This window comes from Xylanibacter caecicola, assembly GCF_013166515.1.
In the GTDB taxonomy this organism is placed as follows: Bacteria; Bacteroidota; Bacteroidia; order Bacteroidales; family Bacteroidaceae; genus Prevotella; species Prevotella caecicola.
Genome location: NZ_JABKKJ010000010.1, coordinates 20238 through 36087, shown reverse-complemented (window position 1 = coordinate 36087; position 15850 = coordinate 20238). Strand labels below are relative to the sequence as shown.

The window sequence follows — 15850 nt, the reverse complement described above, 5'->3', positions numbered from 1 at the left end:
GGGGTATATGTGCTTAACACTATCCGTCCGGCGTTCAAGCAGACATCATCCGGCTCAGCACAGAAGCGCTTCGAGTGCAAGACGGTATGAGTCGAGCCCGAAACCGCATATAACTCCCTTGCATACGGGCGATATATACGAGTGGCGGCGAAACTCCTCACGACTGTGCACGTTGGAGATATGCACCTCTATGACCGGGCACTTCAGCGAGCGTATGCAGTCGTGCAGGGCGATGCTTGTGTGCGTATATGCGCCGGCGTTCAGTATGATGCCGTCGTATGAGAAGCCCGTTTCCTGCATGATGTTTATCAGTTCGCCCTCTATGTTGCTCTGACGGTATTCTATGTCTACTGCCGGATAGCGCTCACGGAGCAGCGGCAGATAACTGTCGAAAGAACAGCTGCCGTATATACCCGGCTCACGCACTCCGAGGAGGTTCAGATTGGGTCCGTTAAGGATAAGTATCTTCATATCGGAAAAAAAATGTAATTTTGTATGCAGCGATAGTGAAAGCCTGACGCAAGCAATTTTTTTGGGAGTTGTCAGTGCGTAGCTTATCTGGGGCAAAGATACGGATAAGTCGAGAACAAAACAACAAATTTATTTGTTTTTTGTCGAGCGAGAGTATCTTGGACGCAGCCAAAGACGAAGTCAAAGATACGGATAAGTCGAGAACAAAACAACAAATTTATTTGTTTTTTTGTCAAGCGAGAGTATCTTGGACGCAGTAAGATACGAAGTCAAAGATAATAAAAATAAATGAAATACGACAGCAAAAGCAATAATGATATGGTGAGGCGATATCTGCGGTACATAAAACTGCAGCGCAACCTCACACAGAACACACAGGAGGCGTATATGCTTGACCTGCAGAAACTATTCGGTTTTCTGCACTCCGGAGGTCTGGAGCCTGCCGATGCCGGTATAGAAGACCTGCGCAGCTTTGCGGCTTCGCTTCACGACATAGGCATAAACGCCCGCTCACAGTGCCGCATTCTCAGCGGTGTGCGCTCGTTCTACAGGTTTCTGTATCTCGAGGGATATGTCTCCGCCGACCCGTCGGAACTGCTCGAGTCTCCCCGTATAGGCGAGCATCTGCCGGAGGTGCTGAGCACGGAGGAGGTCAACATGCTCGAACAGGCTATAGACCTGTCTAAATGGGAGGGGCAGCGAAACAAGGCTATCATCGAGACATTGTTCTGCTGCGGTCTCCGCGTGAGCGAGCTTGTGACTCTGAAGATGTCCAACCTTTTTCTCGAAGAACGTTTCATACGCGTAGAGGGCAAAGGGCGCAAGGAGCGGCTCGTGCCCATATCGCCTTCAGCCATAAAGGAACTGGAATACTGGTTCAGAGACCGCAACATGATGACGATAAAGGAGGGAGAAGACGATTACGTCTTTCTCAACCGCCGCGGAGCGCATCTCACGCGCACCATGATACTGATAATGATAAAGCGTTTGGCGGCGGAAGCCGGAATAAAGAAAACCATAAGCCCGCACACGCTGCGCCACAGTTTCGCCACGGCACTGCTCGAAGGAGGGGCAGACTTGCGCGCCATACAGATAATGCTCGGACACGAGCACATCGGCACGACCGAGATTTACACGCATATCGACATCCACACGCTGCGCGAGGAGGTGCTGATGTACCACCCGAGAAGAGACAAGTAGGCACGCCTCGCGGCAGGGCATTTTCCAAAAGGCGGCATATTGCATTGCGAAAGGTGGCATTTCAGGCTCTGATATGCCGCCTTTCAGCGTCTAAAAGGGCACCTTTTAGAATCCCAAAGATATCATCTTGCTTTTCAATGGTTTACAAGCCATATTCCGACACACGTTGCACCGCCGGCATTGCAACGTGTAGCACCTACGGCATCGCGCAGCCGTGCCACAGTGCAAACGTTCCTATTATCAAGCAAAAACGCTGTTTTGTCTTACATAACTCCGCCTGGCATCATTTTATTCTTTACATTTTGTCATATAAACAATTATTTTATTACCTTTGCATTGTATATATCTTATTTTACAAAACATTATAAATTATGAAAATCAAAAATCTTTTTGCCATCGCGGTACTTGCCCTTTCGGCTGTGGTTCCGTCGCTGGCACAAGGCTTCCAGATGCCTCCCATACCTGTCGACAAGGCAGTGAGAATAGGCAAGTTGCCCAACGGTCTGACCTACTACGTGCGTCAGAACGGATATCCCGAGAAGCGGGTGAACTTCTACATAGCACAGCGCGTGGGTTCGATACAGGAGAACGACGACCAGCGCGGTCTGGCTCACTTCCTGGAGCACATGGCTTTCAACGGCTCGGACAACTTCAAGGAGAACGGCGTCATCGAATATACACGCTCGTTGGGCGTGGAGTTCGGCAGCGACCTCAACGCATATACAGGTATAGACCAGACGGTATACCGCATCTGCAACGTCCCGTCGACACGCCGCGAGGCTCTCGACTCGTGTCTGCTCATACTGAAAGACTGGTCGAACGGTCTTACACTCGACGCGAAGGAGATTGACAAGGAGCGCGGAGTGATACACGAGGAGTGGCGTCTGCGCACCGACGCATCGTCGCGCATGTTCGAGCGCAATCTCGAAGCGCTCTACCCCGGCAGCAAATACGGCAAGCGCTACCCCATCGGCAAGATGGAGATTATCGACAACTTCAAGCCCGAGGCACTGCGCAAGTACTATCAGAAGTGGTATCGTCCGGACAATCAGGCGATAATAGTTGTGGGCGACATAGACGTGGACTACACCGAGAACAAGATAAAGGAGATGTTCAGCGGAATAAAGCTCATACCCAATGCCGCACCGGTGGTGGACGAGCAGGTGCCCGACAATGCCGAGCCGATAATCCTCATCGACAAGGACAAGGAACAGACAATAAACGTGGTGCAGATGTTCATCAAGCACGACGCCGTGCCCGACAGCGCCAAGGGCGACCTGTCATATCTCATGGCAGACTATCTCAAGTCTGTTGTAACGGGCATGCTGAACGCCCGACTGGGCGAGCTGGCACAGAACGCCGACTGCCCGTTTGTACAGGCTTACTGCTATGACGGCTCATATATATTCTCAAAGACAAAGGATGCATTCTCCATGGTGATTGTTCCCAAGGACGGAAAGACCGAAGAGGCGATTGCAGCCGTAATGCGCGAGGCTCTGCGTGCATCGCAGTTCGGATTTACGCCGACCGAGTTTGTGCGTGCCAAGTCCAACTACATGAGCGCGCTGGAAAAGGCATACACCAACCGCAACAAGCGCGAGAACGCTAAATACGGAGACGAGTATCGCGACCACTTCCTGTCGAACGAGCCGATACCGTCGCTCGAAGACCAGTACAACATAATGCAGCAGATCACGCCGATGATACCCGTAGAGGCTGTAAACCAGGGTATGGGCGAGATGATAAGCAGGAACGACTCTAACCTTGTTGTGTTCAGCATAAACAACGAGAAGGAAGGTGCCGTATACCCGACGGTGGACGGAATAAAGAAGGCTATAGCCGGCGTGCGCGCCGAACAGTTGACTGCATATGTGGACAACGTGAAGGACGAGCCGCTGATAAAGACGCTTCCCGCCAAAGGAACGATAAAGAGCGAGAAAGAGAACAACAAGCTGGGATACAAGGAACTGACACTGTCCAACGGTGCAAGGGTACTGCTGAAGAAGACCGACTTCAAGGACGACGAGGTGCTTATGGTAGCATCGTCGAAAGGCGGTTCGTCGCTTCTCGACGAGAAAGACTTTGCCAACATGAAGGCATTCGACGATGTCATCGAGGCGAGCGGACTGGGCGAGTTCAGCCACACGGAGCTTGAGAAAGCGCTTGCAGGCAAGCAGGTGAGTCTGTCTATGAGCCTCAACAAGCTGCACGAGACAATCTCGGGAAGGTCTACTCCCAAGGACATCGAGACACTGTTGCAGCTCAACTATCTCTACTTCACTGCCATAAAGAAGGACGAGAAATCGTACACATCGCTCATGACGATGCTCGAGACCATGCTCAAAAACCAGAGCATATCGCCCGAAAAGGCTTTCGTAGACTCAATGCAGTGCACGCTCAACAGCCACAACCCGCGCTTCACATCGATAAAGGCGGAAGACCTTAAGGACGTAAACTACGACCGCATACTCGAGATAGCAAAGGAGCGCACTGCCAACGCAGCCGACTTCACGTTCATGCTCGTGGGCAACTTCGACGAGACAACTCTGCGTCCGCTGATAGAACAGTATATCGCTTCGCTGCCGGCAAAAGGCAAGAAAGAGAACTGGCGCAAGGTTGCCACATACGCACAGGGCAACGTTGTGAACAAGTTCACGCGCAAGATGGACACGCCGAAGGCACAGGCATACATCTACTGGTATAACAACAACGTGCCGTACAGCCTTGAGAACGACATAAAGGTAGACGTGGCAGGACAGATACTGTCTATGATTTATCTCAAGAAGATACGCGAAGACGCCAGTGCCGCATACTCGGCAGGTGCCGTGGGACGCACGACGGCGGGCAGCGACGTGCCATTCACCGTTCTGTTGGGCGTATGCCCGATGAAGCCCGAGAAGGCAGACCTGGCGATAAAGATAATGAAGGACGAAGTGGCAGCCATGGCAAAGACCGTAGACGCAGACATGCTGACAAAGGTGAAGGAACTGATGTTGAAGCAGGCTGACGACAACGCAAAGAAGAACGGATACTGGCTGGGCGCGATAAGCAACTTCGACGAGTTGGGCATAGACGTAGTGACCGACTACAAGAAGATTGTCGGCGAACTCACACCGGAGAGCATCGCAGCATTCGTAAAGGATGTGATAATAGCCGGAGGCAACAGCGTAGAGATTATAATGCTCCCGCAGGAGTAGCCTTATCACGCATTACATAAAGCAGACACGGGGCAGGGGCGGAAACGCCTTTGCCCCGTATTTGTTATATAAAATGTGACAACCGAACATCCGCACCGTGTAGGGCTGTACCATGGTGCAGCCGAAATGATTATGAACAATAATCCGATGTGATTCGACGATACAAGCCATGCGTTTTCGGATGCACCATGGTGCATCCCTACCGGTAGCAGGCTCCTTATCTCCTTGCTGTGTCCCTTATCTCCTTGCCATTGTCCTTATCTCCTGCGGCATCAGCCGCATATCTTCTTTTATCTCCCCCTTATCTCCTTTTATCAGCAAAGAACTCCTGCATGAGCCTGCGGCACTCTTCTTCGAGCACCCCCGTCGCGACCGTGGTCTTGGGGTGAAGAACATCGGGAGCATAGCGCGTGTATCCGCGCTTGTCGTCCGCCGCGCCATAGACCACGCGACCTATCCTCGCCCACCCTATCGCTCCGGCGCACATGGGGCACGGCTCCACGGTGACATATAGCGTGCATTCGGGCAGAAACTTGCCGCCCATGGCGTTGGCGGCAGACGTTATCGCCAGCATCTCGGCGTGCGCCGTGACGTCGTTGAGCGTCTCCGTGAGATTGTGGGCACGCGAAATGATGCGCCCGCCGCACACAATAACCGCACCGACGGGTATCTCGCCGGCATCGCGGGCAGTCTCCGCCTCAATCAGCGCCTTGCGCATGAACTCGGCATCCTTCGCAGCCTGCTCTGCGACGGCACCGCCGGCGCATTGGTTTTTCTCTTGTTTCATAATATGCCTGTTTTTCTGCAAAAGTACTATTTTTAGGCTTAAAGACCTTTGATGTGTAACGGAAATATTGTATTTTTGTAAGTCAGGAACACTAATCTTCATGGCAACACACAACGACCTTGGACAATGGGGCGAGCAGAAAGCCGCCGAGTATCTCGAACAAAAGGGGCTGCGGATTGTCGACCGCAACTGGCGCGACGGCAGCCGCGACATAGACATAGTGGCGGTAGACGCAGACATGCTGGTGATAGTGGAAGTAAAGACAAGGCGGGACAAAATCTTCGCCGAGCCTGAAACGGCGGTAGACCGAAACAAGATACGGAACATCTGTGGCGCTGCGGGCAAATACGTGAAGATGAAACACATAGACCTGCCCGTAAGGTTCGACATCGTGACCATCGTAGGGACGGCAGACGGCAACTACAAGGCAACACACATCGAAGACGCATTCATGCCTATACCATAACCGACGATACATGAAAACAAGAATAATAGAACTCGACGTTACAGATTCAACCAACCGCTTTCTGCACGATTACCTGCCGGAGACGGACAACGATCTCGTTGTCGCCGTTGCACGGTATCAAACGGCAGGACGAGGACAGGCGTGTAACTCATGGGAGAGTGAGCCGGGGGAAAATCTGCTTTTCAGCATACTGGTGCAAAACATCTCCGTTCCGCCCGCACGCCAGTTCATCATCTCCATGGCTATGGCGGTGGCGCTGAAAGACTGTCTCACGGAGATTGCGGGCAGCGGAATAAGCGTGAAATGGCCCAACGACATATACTGGTGCAACAAGAAAATAAGCGGTACGCTGATAGAGACCGCCGTCTGCCGGCATGGCATAAGAAGATGCATCATCGGTACGGGCGTGAACATAAATCAGGAGACATTCCGCAGCGATGCGCCCAATCCCGTTTCGCTGCGCAACATACTGGGGCACGAAGTGGAACCGCGTGCCATACTCGACGACATCATCGACCGCTTCTGCCGCTACATGAATATGATAGAAAACGGTAACGGCAGTTCCGTCATAGCCATGTACCACAGCGCGCTATACCGTCGGGAGGGCTTTCACGCCTACAGCGACGCCGACGGTGGATTCGTGGCGGAAACCGTGGGAGTGGAGGAAAGCGGCAGGCTGCTCCTGCGCGACACGGAAGGCAGACTAAGAAAATATTTCTTCAAGGAAGTGAAGTTCATAATCAACAATAAATAATACGCATCATGGCAAAGTATAAAAGAATACTTCTAAAGCTCAGCGGCGAGAGCCTCATGGGCAAACAGAGCTACGGCATAGACACGGAAAGGCTCAACGAATATGCAAGGCAGATAAAGGAAGTGCACGAAAGCGGTGTGCAGATAGGCATAGTGATTGGCGGAGGCAACATCTTCCGCGGACTGAGCGGCGCCGGCAAGGGCTTCGACCGCGTCAAGGGCGACCAGATGGGCATGTGTGCCACCGTCATCAACTCGCTGGCACTCAGCTCGGCGCTCGGCGCGATCGGTGTAAAGACAAAAGTGCTCACGGCAATACGCATGGAACCGATAGGCGAGTTTTACAGCAAATGGAAAGCCATCGAGGCAATGGAGAACGGACATGTGTGCATATTCAGCGCCGGAACAGGCTCTCCATACTTCACCACCGACACGGGAAGCTCGCTACGCGGCATAGAGATAGAGGCGGACGTGATGCTGAAAGGCACGCGCGTGGACGGCATATACACCGCCGACCCCGAGAAAGACCCGCAGGCAGTGAAGTTCAGCGAGATAACATACGATGAGATTTACACGCGCGGACTGAAGGTCATGGACCTCACGGCAACGACAATGTGCAAGGAAAACAACCTGCCGATATACGTGTTCAACATGGACATCGTGGGCAATCTGAAGAGGGTGATGGACGGAGAGGACATCGGTACACTGGTTCACAACTGACCGTAAGCACGCTTATAACAAAACGTCCGGCAGCCCGGAACATGCCGGCAGGCACAGGAAACAAATACCGTTTCCCACATCTGCCGTCATGCTTCGGGCTGCCGCCGCGTTAAAGAACTTACACCTTATTATATATAAGTAGATGTTCGAAATTAATTACCATTATATTGTACGTTATTTTGGTGATGTTTTTTCATGTCCGAAGAGTGAGTGTAGCGGGCTACACGACCGATGAGGCATGGGAAAACAGCCCAAAAGAATGTGCAAGATAATGATAAAGTAAATAATAGCATCTACCGATTAATATATATACGTTTAATTTTGAACATCTACTTATGAACAGACTTTACACCATCCTACGGTATGTGGCAGCCTTTGCCTGCCTTGCCCTGTGTATAGCGGGATACATCTTCTACTGCGACACAATCATCACATGGTGGTATCCGATAGCAGCGGCACTTGTTCCGGCGGTCGTCACCACACCGCGGTTCTACAACAGGTGGCACATCGCGACAACGTCAGACAAGGCTGCAATAAACGTTATCTGTCATCTGATTGTCGTCGGCTCGGTGCTGTACGCCTCGCTCCTCGGCGCCAACTATCTCTTTGCCGACACCACGACAGACCACGTAGTACATGCCACCATACTTTCCAAGAGCAAGGAAACACACAAGAAATACCGCACCGTGGGCAGACGGCGCAGAGTGCAGAACGGCACATATGACACATTCCACCTGTATCTCGGATTTGCTGACGGAAGCAAGAAGAGCATGACAGTGACACGCAGCGAATACAACAGGGTACGCACGGGAGGCACAAAAACATTAAGTCTTCAAAAGGGGTTGTTCGGCTTCACCGTGATAAAGAACAGACAACGGCAGTCCGCCGTGCCGCAAGACACAACAGATAAACATTCCGTACAACAAGATTAAAGATATTCTCCGTCCGCCGCCTCAGCGTTCTTCTTCAAAGTCAACATATTCTCCCTCGTTGTCGGAGAATATGCGGCGCTTCGCCTTATCGCTGTCGCGGCGGTCTATTATGGTATCGCCGCTGTCGCGATGCCTGCTTCCCGCCGTGCCGGAAGCCGCATTTCCCGAGCCGGTTCCGAAGTTACGGAACTGCTGCGCGGCATCTTTCACCGAACGATATATGCGGTATGCAACAATGCCTACAAAGAAAATGCCGGAAAGAAAGACAAGAAACAGAAAACTCAACAATGCTCCCATATCAGCCGCGGATTTTATTTGTAACGACGGAAAGTATGACATACCACGCTATGATGACGGCAAATGCCGACACACGGAATATCGCCAGCAACGGTATACAGGTGATAAGGAAGATGTATTTCACCTCGTTGCCTTTCCAACCCCACATCTTGAACTTAAGCGCAAACATAGGAAGCTCTGCCACCATGACATAGCTGCTTATGCAAATCATCACCAATATTACCGGCATAATTGCCGGATTGCTTGAAAAAGAAGCACCGGAGCCTACGACAAGAGAACCCCAAAACAGGGCGTTGGCAGGTGTGGGCAAGCCTATAAACGATGTTGTCTGGCGCTCGTCCAGATTGAACTTGGCAAGACGCAGGGCTGCAAAAGCAGCCATTACAAATGCGAAATACGGAATGAAACGGCTAAAGGAAGAAAGCGCAGCAGGATATGCCATCGTGTCGAGAAAGGCATATACCATTGCGGCAGGTGCCAGTCCGAATGTTATATCGTCTGCAAGCGAGTCCAGCTCCTTGCCTATTGGCGACGAAACGTGTAACAGTCGCGCGCTCATACCGTCAAAAAAGTCGAATACGGCACCTATTATAATAAAGAGAAGCGCCAGTTCCGCTCTGTAGTCAAGCGCAAAAACAGTTGCGGCACAGCCAGAAACGAGATTGCAGCAAGTAATAGTGTTGGGTATATTCTTTGCTATAAATCCTGCCATGAGATTATTTCAGTTTAGCCAATACAGTATAATCGCCCGTGGTGGTCTGCCCCATCTTGACACACACTTCCGTGCCAAGAGGCAGATATACGTCCACTCGCGAACCGAACTTGATAAAGCCCAGATGCTCGTCAATATAGCAGTCTTCTCCCGGTTTGGCGTAAGTTACGATGCGCCGTGCCACCGCTCCGGCAATCTGGCGGCACAAAACTTCCGTACCCTCCGGTGTTTCAAGCATTATGTCGGCATGTTCGTTCTCCTCACTTGCCTTCGGCAGCCATGCCTTATGGAAGTTTCCGTCACGGTGATTGACAAACTTTACCTTGCCGTCTACGGGGAACCAATTGGCATGAACATTGAAAAGACTCATGAATATACTTATCATCAAGCGCTTGTCGTGGAAATATTCCGTCTCTTCCACTTCCTCTATAACAACAATCTTGCCGTCTGCCGGCGCCACGACAACCTTCTCTGTGTCACCTTCAAAATATCTTATAGGACAACGGAAGAAATTAAGGACAATGCAATATACTATTCCGAATACACTGACAAAGCACCAGAAAGGGATCTTATTGTCGAAAGACAGCCACAGCACGGCAGCTATAGAGGCTATTGCCACAAGCCCATAGACAAGCGTGTCTGTTCCTTCGTTATGTAATCTGACATTTTTGAGCTTACGTATTCTCTTTCCCATAGTATCAAGAAGTTACAATTTCATGCAAAGGTACTCGTTTTTTGCGTATTCAGCAAATTTTTACTACTATTCTTTTGGCTATCTCACGTTTTGACAGTAACTTTGAACCTCAAATCTTTTTACAATACATTAGGTTTATGCAGGATTTTGTTCATCTTCACGTTCACACTTATTACAGTATTCTCGACGGACAGGCAAGCATTAAAAAGCTTGTGGATAAGGCTGTGGCAGACGGCATGCGGGGCATGGCTGTGACAGACCACGGCAACATGATGGGCATAAAGGAGTTTTTCAATTATTGCAAAAAGAAGAATTCCGAGCTTAAAGAGGCGGGCAAACCGCCGTTCAAGCCCATATTGGGATGCGAGATGTATGTGGCGCGCCGCACCAAGTTCAACAAGGTAAAGGAGCAGGGTGACCAGGGCGGATACCACCTTGTGGTGCTTGCCAAGAACTATCAGGGATACAAAAACCTTATCAAGCTGGTGAGCCGTGCATGGGTAGACGGCTTCTACATGCGACCGCGAACGGATCACGAAGACCTTGAAAAGTATCACGAGGGACTTATCGTGTGTTCCGCATGTATTGCCGGAGAGGTGCCTTCGAAAATACTTAAAGGCGACATAAAAGGAGCTGAGGAGTCGCTGCTATGGCACAAAAAGCTCTTCGGAGACGACTATTATCTGGAGCTTCAGCGCCATGAAGTGAAGAATCCCACCATAAGGGCGAACCGCGAAACATACCCTCTTCAGCAACAGGCGAACAAGGTTCTCATTGAACTGGCACGCAAGCACGACGTGAAACTGGTATGTACCAACGACTGCCATTTCGTAGACGAGGAGAACGCCGAGGCTCACGACCGTCTTCTTTGCCTGTCAACCAACAAGGATCTCGACGACCCCAAGCGCATGCTGTACTCCAAACAGGAATGGTTCAAGACACAGGCAGAGATGAACGAGGTCTTCGACGACATACCCGAAGCGCTTGCCAACACCTGCGAAATACTTGACAAAATAGAACCGTACAGCATAGACCATGCGCCAATTATGCCGTTCTTCCCCATTCCGGAAGAGTTCGGCACGGAAGAAGAGTACCGCAAACGTTTCACGGAAGAAGAACTGTTCGAGGAGTTTACACGCGACGAGAACGGCAACGTGGTGATGTCTCGTGAGGAAGGAGAGAAGAAAATACAGAAACTCGGAGGGTTTGACAAGATATACAGGATAAAGTTCGAGGCCGACTATCTTGCCAAACTGGCATACGACGGGGCACGGAAGATGTACGGAGAACCGCTCAGCGACGAGGTGAAAGAACGCATAAACTTCGAGCTGTACATAATGAAGACCATGGGTTTCCCCGGCTACTTCCTCATCGTTCAGGACTTCATAAACTCCGCACGAGACGAACTCGGCGTCGTCGTAGGTCCGGGTCGTGGCAGCGCGGCAGGCTCCGTTGTGGCTTATTGTCTCGGCATAACGAAGATAGACCCTATAAAGTACGACCTTCTGTTTGAGCGTTTCCTAAACCCTGACCGTATCTCGCTGCCCGATATTGACACCGACTTCGATGACGACGGACGTGGCAAGGTGCTCGACTGGGTTACAGACAAGTACGGCGCGGACAAGGTGGCGCATATCATAACATACGGTACAATGGCGACAAAACTTGCCCTTAAGGACGTTGCACGTGTGGAAAAGCTGTCGCGCGAGATGTCGAACCACCTGTGCAAGGCGATACCCGACCGTCTGCCCGACGGCATGAAGATGAACCTGACCAATGCCATAAAGTGCGTTCCGGAGCTGCGCGAGGCTGAGATTTCTGACAATCCGCAACTGCGCGAGACCATTGCATACGCCAAAATGCTCGAAGGGAACGTGCGCAATACGGGCATTCACGCCTGCGGCACCATTATCTGCCGCGATGCCATAAGCGACTGGGTACCGGTATCGACAGCCGACGACAAAGACAACCCCGGGAAGAAACTGCTGTGCACACAGTATGAAGGGAGCGTGATAGAGGAGACCGGACTGATAAAGATGGACTTCCTCGGACTGAAAACACTGTCCATTCTAAAAGAAGCGGTGGAAAATGTGCGCCTGTCGACAGGCAAGACCGTAGACCTTGACACCATACCGATAGACGACCCTCTGACATACAAACTCTACTGCGAGGGGCGCACCATAGGCACGTTCCAGTTCGAGTCTGCCGGAATGCAGAAGTACCTGCGCGAGCTGCAACCGTCCGTATTCGAAGACCTCATAGCCATGAACGCTCTCTACCGCCCAGGACCTATGGACTACATCCCCGACTTCATCGCCCGCAAAAAAGACCCGACGCAGATAAAATACGACATTCCGTGCATGGAGAAATATCTCAAAGACACTTACGGCATCACGGTCTATCAGGAGCAGGTGATGCTTCTGAGCCGACAGCTTGCAGGCTTCACGCGCGGTCAGTCGGACACTTTGCGCAAGGCAATGGGAAAGAAACTCATCGAAAAGATGAACCACCTGGAAGGACTGTTCTATGAAGGAGGAGAGAAAAACGGACACGACAAGAAAGTGTTGCAGAAAATATGGGAAGACTGGAAGAAGTTTGCCAGCTACGCCTTCAACAAGAGTCACGCCACATGCTACTCGTGGGTGGCATACCAGACGGCATACATGAAGGCACACTATCCCGCCGAATACATGGCAGCCAACATGAGCCGAAACCTCGACAACATAAACGAAATAACAAAACTCATGGACGAATGCAAATCCATGGGTATAGAGACACTCGGTCCGGACGTGAACGAGAGCCGTCTGAAGTTCAGCGTAAACAAGGCGGGTGCCATACGTTTCGGACTTGCCGCGATAAAGGGAATGGGCGCATCGGCAGCCACAGCCATAATAAAAGAGCGCGAAAACAACGGTCCGTACAAGGACATATTTGACCTGGCACAGCGCGTGAACCTCGGGGCATGCAACCGCAAATGTTTTGAAAGCATGGCTCTGAGCGGCGGGTTTGACAGTTTCAAGATAAACCGCGAACGCTACTTCGGATGCAACCAGAAAGGAGAGAACTTCTTAGACACGCTCATACGCTACGGACAGCTTTACCAGACGGAACAGAACGAAGCGCAAAACTCGCTCTTCGGAGGGCTTGATGCCGTGGAAATAACAACGCCGCCGGTGCCCGAAGCCGAACAGTGGAGCAGCATAGAGAGGCTTAACCGCGAGCGCGACCTTGTCGGCATATATCTCTCGGCACATCCCCTTGACGAGTTTGAGGTAGTTATCAGAAACATCTGCAACACCAAATGTTCCGAACTGGACGACAAGGAAGCTCTTGCCCAGAAAGCGGAACTGACCTTCGGAGGCATCGTCACCAACGTCACCGACAAGTTTACAAAGACCGGGAAACCCTGCGGCTTCATCACGATAGAAGACTTTGACGGTTCGGGCGAGCTGGCTCTCTTCGGCGAGGAGTGGGGACAGTGGAAAGGAATGCTGGCACAGGGCTGCTCTGTATTCATCAAGGCAAGCTGTACCAAGCGGTTCCGCGACAGCAAATTCTACGAGATGAGGATTGGAAGCATAAAGTATTTGCAGACGGCAAAGAACGAAATGCTCGACAAGATTACGATAACAATGGATGCCGATGCCATAGACGATACTATCGTAACCGACCTCATGACCATTGTACGCGCCAATCCGGGCACCACACCGCTATATCTGCAACTGCGCAACGCCGAGGAACGACGCACCGTAACGCTGCGAAGCCGCAACACAAAAATCGACGTCAAGCGCAGCCTGCTGAACTTCATCAAGGAAAATCCGGCACTGGAGTACTATATCAACTGACACATGCCGGCATGTGGCATGCCGTGGCGTGGCATGATATTTGTTGTTTCGGATAAACAGAGACGCGACAATATATTATTAACAATAAAACATTTCATCATTATGGAAGTAAAGATTACAAGCGAGAACTTTGAGGAACTGAAGAACGGCAGCCTGCCGCTGATGGTTGACTTTTGGGCTACATGGTGCGGTCCGTGCCGCGCAATAGCACCCATTATCGAAGAACTGGCAAAGGAATATGACGGCAAGCTGGTTGTAGGAAAATGCGATGTGGAAGAGAACGACGACATTGCAATGGAATACGGCATACGCAACATACCCACAATATTGTTCATAAAGAACGGCGAAGTGGCAGACAGGTTTGTCGGAGCAACAACAAAAGCAGCGCTCAAAGAGAAGTTCGATGCTTTCTTAGGATAAGCATGCGGCTGACAAAAGAGAAAAAACAACGCGGGGCAGCACATTGGTGCCGCCCCGCGTTGCATATATGACAGAATGCCACAAGCCGAATACACTATGCCCGGCAGCAACTTGCAACATGCCAAATTGGCACATTTTGAAACATTAACGTATATTACTGATTATCAACATGTTATCTCTCACATTATAAAAGATACCCTTTCAGCGTCCGAAACACGGCATTTCAGGGGCTGAAAGGGCACCTTTTGCAGTGTTATATGCCACCTTTCGGAAAGTCGGAAAAAAACTGTAATTATGACATACCGCAGACATGACATGCCGAAAGGAAACGAAAAAAATCCTCAACGCTTCACAGCGGTGAGGATTTTTATTGTCTACAAAAAGACTACTAAACTAATACTACCTAAAACTTTATTTACTAAAAAATCACTTTGTATGATATATCAGCACATTACATGCCACAAATAACTTACTTGGGAAGATTGAACGCCTTTGTCATCTCTGCCATTTGTGCGTCGCTCATACCCTCGGGCTCCTCGCCCATGTTCTTCGATGCGATATAGATAAGCGCGCTTTTGTTGAGAACATCGACCTGGTCGAATGCCTGCATGATGTCCGTGTCTATTGCAAAGACACCGTGCTTCTCCCACATAGCCACGTCGTAGTCGTCAAGCTGTCTTACCGTTTCCTCTGCCAACTGTATGCTGCTCGGCAACTCGTAAGGTATTATTCCAAGTCCGCGCGGGCAGAACGCCTTTGTCTCAGGTATCATGCTCCACAACAGTTTGGTAAGCACGTCCTTGCCGAGGAACTTCCTTATATGTGTCATTGCAACCAACTCGATGGGGTGAGTGTGCAGCGACGCACGGTATGGAGAGCCTTTTTCCACAAGATGATCATGCACCATGAGGTGTGAGGGCAACTCGCTTGTTGGCTTGACGGGATTGTCTGCAATTATAACATAGCTTGCACAGTCGTCGAGAATGCGTATGATACTTCCGTTTTCCATGGGGAAACGTGCCAGATCACGCATGCGGCGGTTTGTTCCTTTGCAGTAGAAATAAGCGCCTTTGAGGTGAGGCAGGGTCACACCGATGGGCGTTACCTCGCTGATTGCAGGCATATTGCGCATCTCATCGTCAACAAACTCGGTCACATTGACCGTTATGTTTCCGCCGTTACGCTCTGCCCAGCCCTTCTGCCATAGATATCCGGCTACCTCGGCAACCTTTTCCACTTCGTTTCTTAAACCGGTACGACCGTCTAATATACTTTTCATGATGTGTTGTATTAAATTTAATATGTCGCAAAGGTAACGCAAAAAGCACTATAAAGACATTACTATTTGACATTTGA

The 15850-nt window shown here is 50.7% G+C and carries 14 protein-coding genes; 8 read left to right on the top strand and 6 right to left on the bottom strand.

Annotated elements, in window-relative coordinates; all coding sequences use genetic code 11:
• Positions 1-54: 54 nt before the first annotated feature.
• Positions 55-471, bottom strand: a complete 417-nt coding sequence (aroQ, locus tag HPS54_RS07315; RefSeq protein ID WP_172344799.1) for a type II 3-dehydroquinate dehydratase — start codon at positions 469-471, stop codon at positions 55-57.
• Positions 472-759: 288 nt separating this feature from the next.
• On the opposite strand from aroQ, the gene HPS54_RS07310 reads away from it, so the two are divergent.
• Both HPS54_RS07310 and HPS54_RS07305 read left to right on the top strand, forming a co-directional pair.
• Positions 760-1671 (top strand): site-specific tyrosine recombinase, encoded by a 912-nt coding sequence (locus HPS54_RS07310; protein WP_172344798.1) that lies wholly within the window; start codon positions 760-762, stop codon positions 1669-1671.
• A gap of 371 nt (positions 1672-2042) precedes the next feature.
• The gene (locus HPS54_RS07305; RefSeq protein WP_172344797.1) at positions 2043-4868 is read left to right on the top strand and encodes a M16 family metallopeptidase; all 2826 of its coding nucleotides are present in this window, start codon (positions 2043-2045) and stop codon (positions 4866-4868) included.
• A 301-nt stretch (positions 4869-5169) separates the two neighbouring features.
• Here HPS54_RS07305 and HPS54_RS07300 read toward each other — a convergent pair whose 3' ends face one another.
• Positions 5170-5655 (bottom strand): nucleoside deaminase, encoded by a 486-nt coding sequence (locus HPS54_RS07300; protein WP_172344796.1) that lies wholly within the window; start codon positions 5653-5655, stop codon positions 5170-5172.
• Between the two features lie 100 nt (positions 5656-5755).
• Between HPS54_RS07300 and HPS54_RS07295 the strand changes: the two genes are divergently transcribed.
• The 4 genes from HPS54_RS07295 (at position 5756) to HPS54_RS07280 (ending at position 8526) form a co-directional block, all read left to right on the top strand.
• Positions 5756-6121 (top strand): YraN family protein, encoded by a 366-nt coding sequence (locus HPS54_RS07295; RefSeq protein ID WP_172344795.1) that lies wholly within the window; start codon positions 5756-5758, stop codon positions 6119-6121.
• Positions 6122-6131: 10 nt separating this feature from the next.
• On the top strand, positions 6132-6875 hold the full coding sequence (locus HPS54_RS07290; RefSeq protein WP_172344794.1) for a biotin--[acetyl-CoA-carboxylase] ligase: 744 nt from the start codon (positions 6132-6134) through the stop codon (positions 6873-6875).
• Positions 6876-6883: 8 nt separating this feature from the next.
• Positions 6884-7594 carry a UMP kinase gene (gene pyrH, locus HPS54_RS07285; RefSeq protein ID WP_172344793.1) on the top strand — a complete coding sequence of 237 codons (711 nt, stop codon included), beginning with the start codon at positions 6884-6886 and terminating at the stop codon, positions 7592-7594.
• A gap of 335 nt (positions 7595-7929) precedes the next feature.
• Positions 7930-8526, top strand: coding sequence for a hypothetical protein (locus tag HPS54_RS07280; RefSeq protein WP_172344792.1), 597 nt, complete (start codon positions 7930-7932; stop codon positions 8524-8526).
• A gap of 21 nt (positions 8527-8547) precedes the next feature.
• Here HPS54_RS07280 and HPS54_RS07275 read toward each other — a convergent pair whose 3' ends face one another.
• Genes HPS54_RS07275 through HPS54_RS07265 form a run of 3 tightly spaced genes read right to left on the bottom strand, consistent with a single transcriptional unit; the run spans position 8548 to position 10229 of the window.
• Entirely contained in the window at positions 8548-8823 is a 276-nt protein-coding gene (locus tag HPS54_RS07275) for a DUF4834 family protein (protein ID WP_172344791.1), read from the bottom strand.
• 1 nt (position 8824) lies between these two features.
• Positions 8825-9535 (bottom strand): CDP-alcohol phosphatidyltransferase family protein, encoded by a 711-nt coding sequence (locus HPS54_RS07270; protein WP_172344790.1) that lies wholly within the window; start codon positions 9533-9535, stop codon positions 8825-8827.
• 4 nt (positions 9536-9539) lie between these two features.
• A complete protein-coding gene (locus HPS54_RS07265; protein WP_172344789.1) occupies positions 9540-10229 on the bottom strand; it encodes a phosphatidylserine decarboxylase family protein in 690 nt (229 codons plus the stop codon).
• A 137-nt stretch (positions 10230-10366) separates the two neighbouring features.
• Between HPS54_RS07265 and dnaE the strand changes: the two genes are divergently transcribed.
• Positions 10367-14074 (top strand): DNA polymerase III subunit alpha, encoded by a 3708-nt coding sequence (gene dnaE / locus HPS54_RS07260; RefSeq protein ID WP_172344788.1) that lies wholly within the window; start codon positions 10367-10369, stop codon positions 14072-14074.
• A gap of 102 nt (positions 14075-14176) precedes the next feature.
• On the top strand, positions 14177-14494 hold the full coding sequence (gene trxA / locus HPS54_RS07255; protein WP_172344787.1) for a thioredoxin: 318 nt from the start codon (positions 14177-14179) through the stop codon (positions 14492-14494).
• Between the two features lie 469 nt (positions 14495-14963).
• Here the strand turns inward: trxA and rhaD are convergent, their stop codons facing one another.
• Positions 14964-15773, bottom strand: coding sequence for a rhamnulose-1-phosphate aldolase (gene rhaD, locus HPS54_RS07250; RefSeq protein WP_172344786.1), 810 nt, complete (start codon positions 15771-15773; stop codon positions 14964-14966).
• Positions 15774-15850: the final 77 nt, after the last annotated feature.

Excerpts from the sequence above, each read along its gene's own strand:
- aroQ (WP_172344799.1), bottom strand. The coding sequence starts at position 471 with ATGAAGATACTTATCCTTAACGGACCCAATCTGAACCTCCTCGGAGTG.
- HPS54_RS07310 (WP_172344798.1), top strand. The coding sequence starts at position 760 with ATGAAATACGACAGCAAAAGCAATAATGATATGGTGAGGCGATATCTG.
- HPS54_RS07305 (WP_172344797.1), top strand. The coding sequence starts at position 2,043 with ATGAAAATCAAAAATCTTTTTGCCATCGCGGTACTTGCCCTTTCGGCT.
- HPS54_RS07300 (WP_172344796.1), bottom strand. The coding sequence starts at position 5,655 with ATGAAACAAGAGAAAAACCAATGCGCCGGCGGTGCCGTCGCAGAGCAG.
- HPS54_RS07295 (WP_172344795.1), top strand. The coding sequence starts at position 5,756 with ATGGCAACACACAACGACCTTGGACAATGGGGCGAGCAGAAAGCCGCC.
- HPS54_RS07290 (WP_172344794.1), top strand. The coding sequence starts at position 6,132 with ATGAAAACAAGAATAATAGAACTCGACGTTACAGATTCAACCAACCGC.
- pyrH (WP_172344793.1), top strand. The coding sequence starts at position 6,884 with ATGGCAAAGTATAAAAGAATACTTCTAAAGCTCAGCGGCGAGAGCCTC.
- HPS54_RS07280 (WP_172344792.1), top strand. The coding sequence starts at position 7,930 with ATGAACAGACTTTACACCATCCTACGGTATGTGGCAGCCTTTGCCTGC.
- HPS54_RS07275 (WP_172344791.1), bottom strand. The coding sequence starts at position 8,823 with ATGGGAGCATTGTTGAGTTTTCTGTTTCTTGTCTTTCTTTCCGGCATT.
- HPS54_RS07270 (WP_172344790.1), bottom strand. The coding sequence starts at position 9,535 with ATGGCAGGATTTATAGCAAAGAATATACCCAACACTATTACTTGCTGC.
- HPS54_RS07265 (WP_172344789.1), bottom strand. The coding sequence starts at position 10,229 with ATGGGAAAGAGAATACGTAAGCTCAAAAATGTCAGATTACATAACGAA.
- dnaE (WP_172344788.1), top strand. The coding sequence starts at position 10,367 with ATGCAGGATTTTGTTCATCTTCACGTTCACACTTATTACAGTATTCTC.
- trxA (WP_172344787.1), top strand. The coding sequence starts at position 14,177 with ATGGAAGTAAAGATTACAAGCGAGAACTTTGAGGAACTGAAGAACGGC.
- rhaD (WP_172344786.1), bottom strand. The coding sequence starts at position 15,773 with ATGAAAAGTATATTAGACGGTCGTACCGGTTTAAGAAACGAAGTGGAA.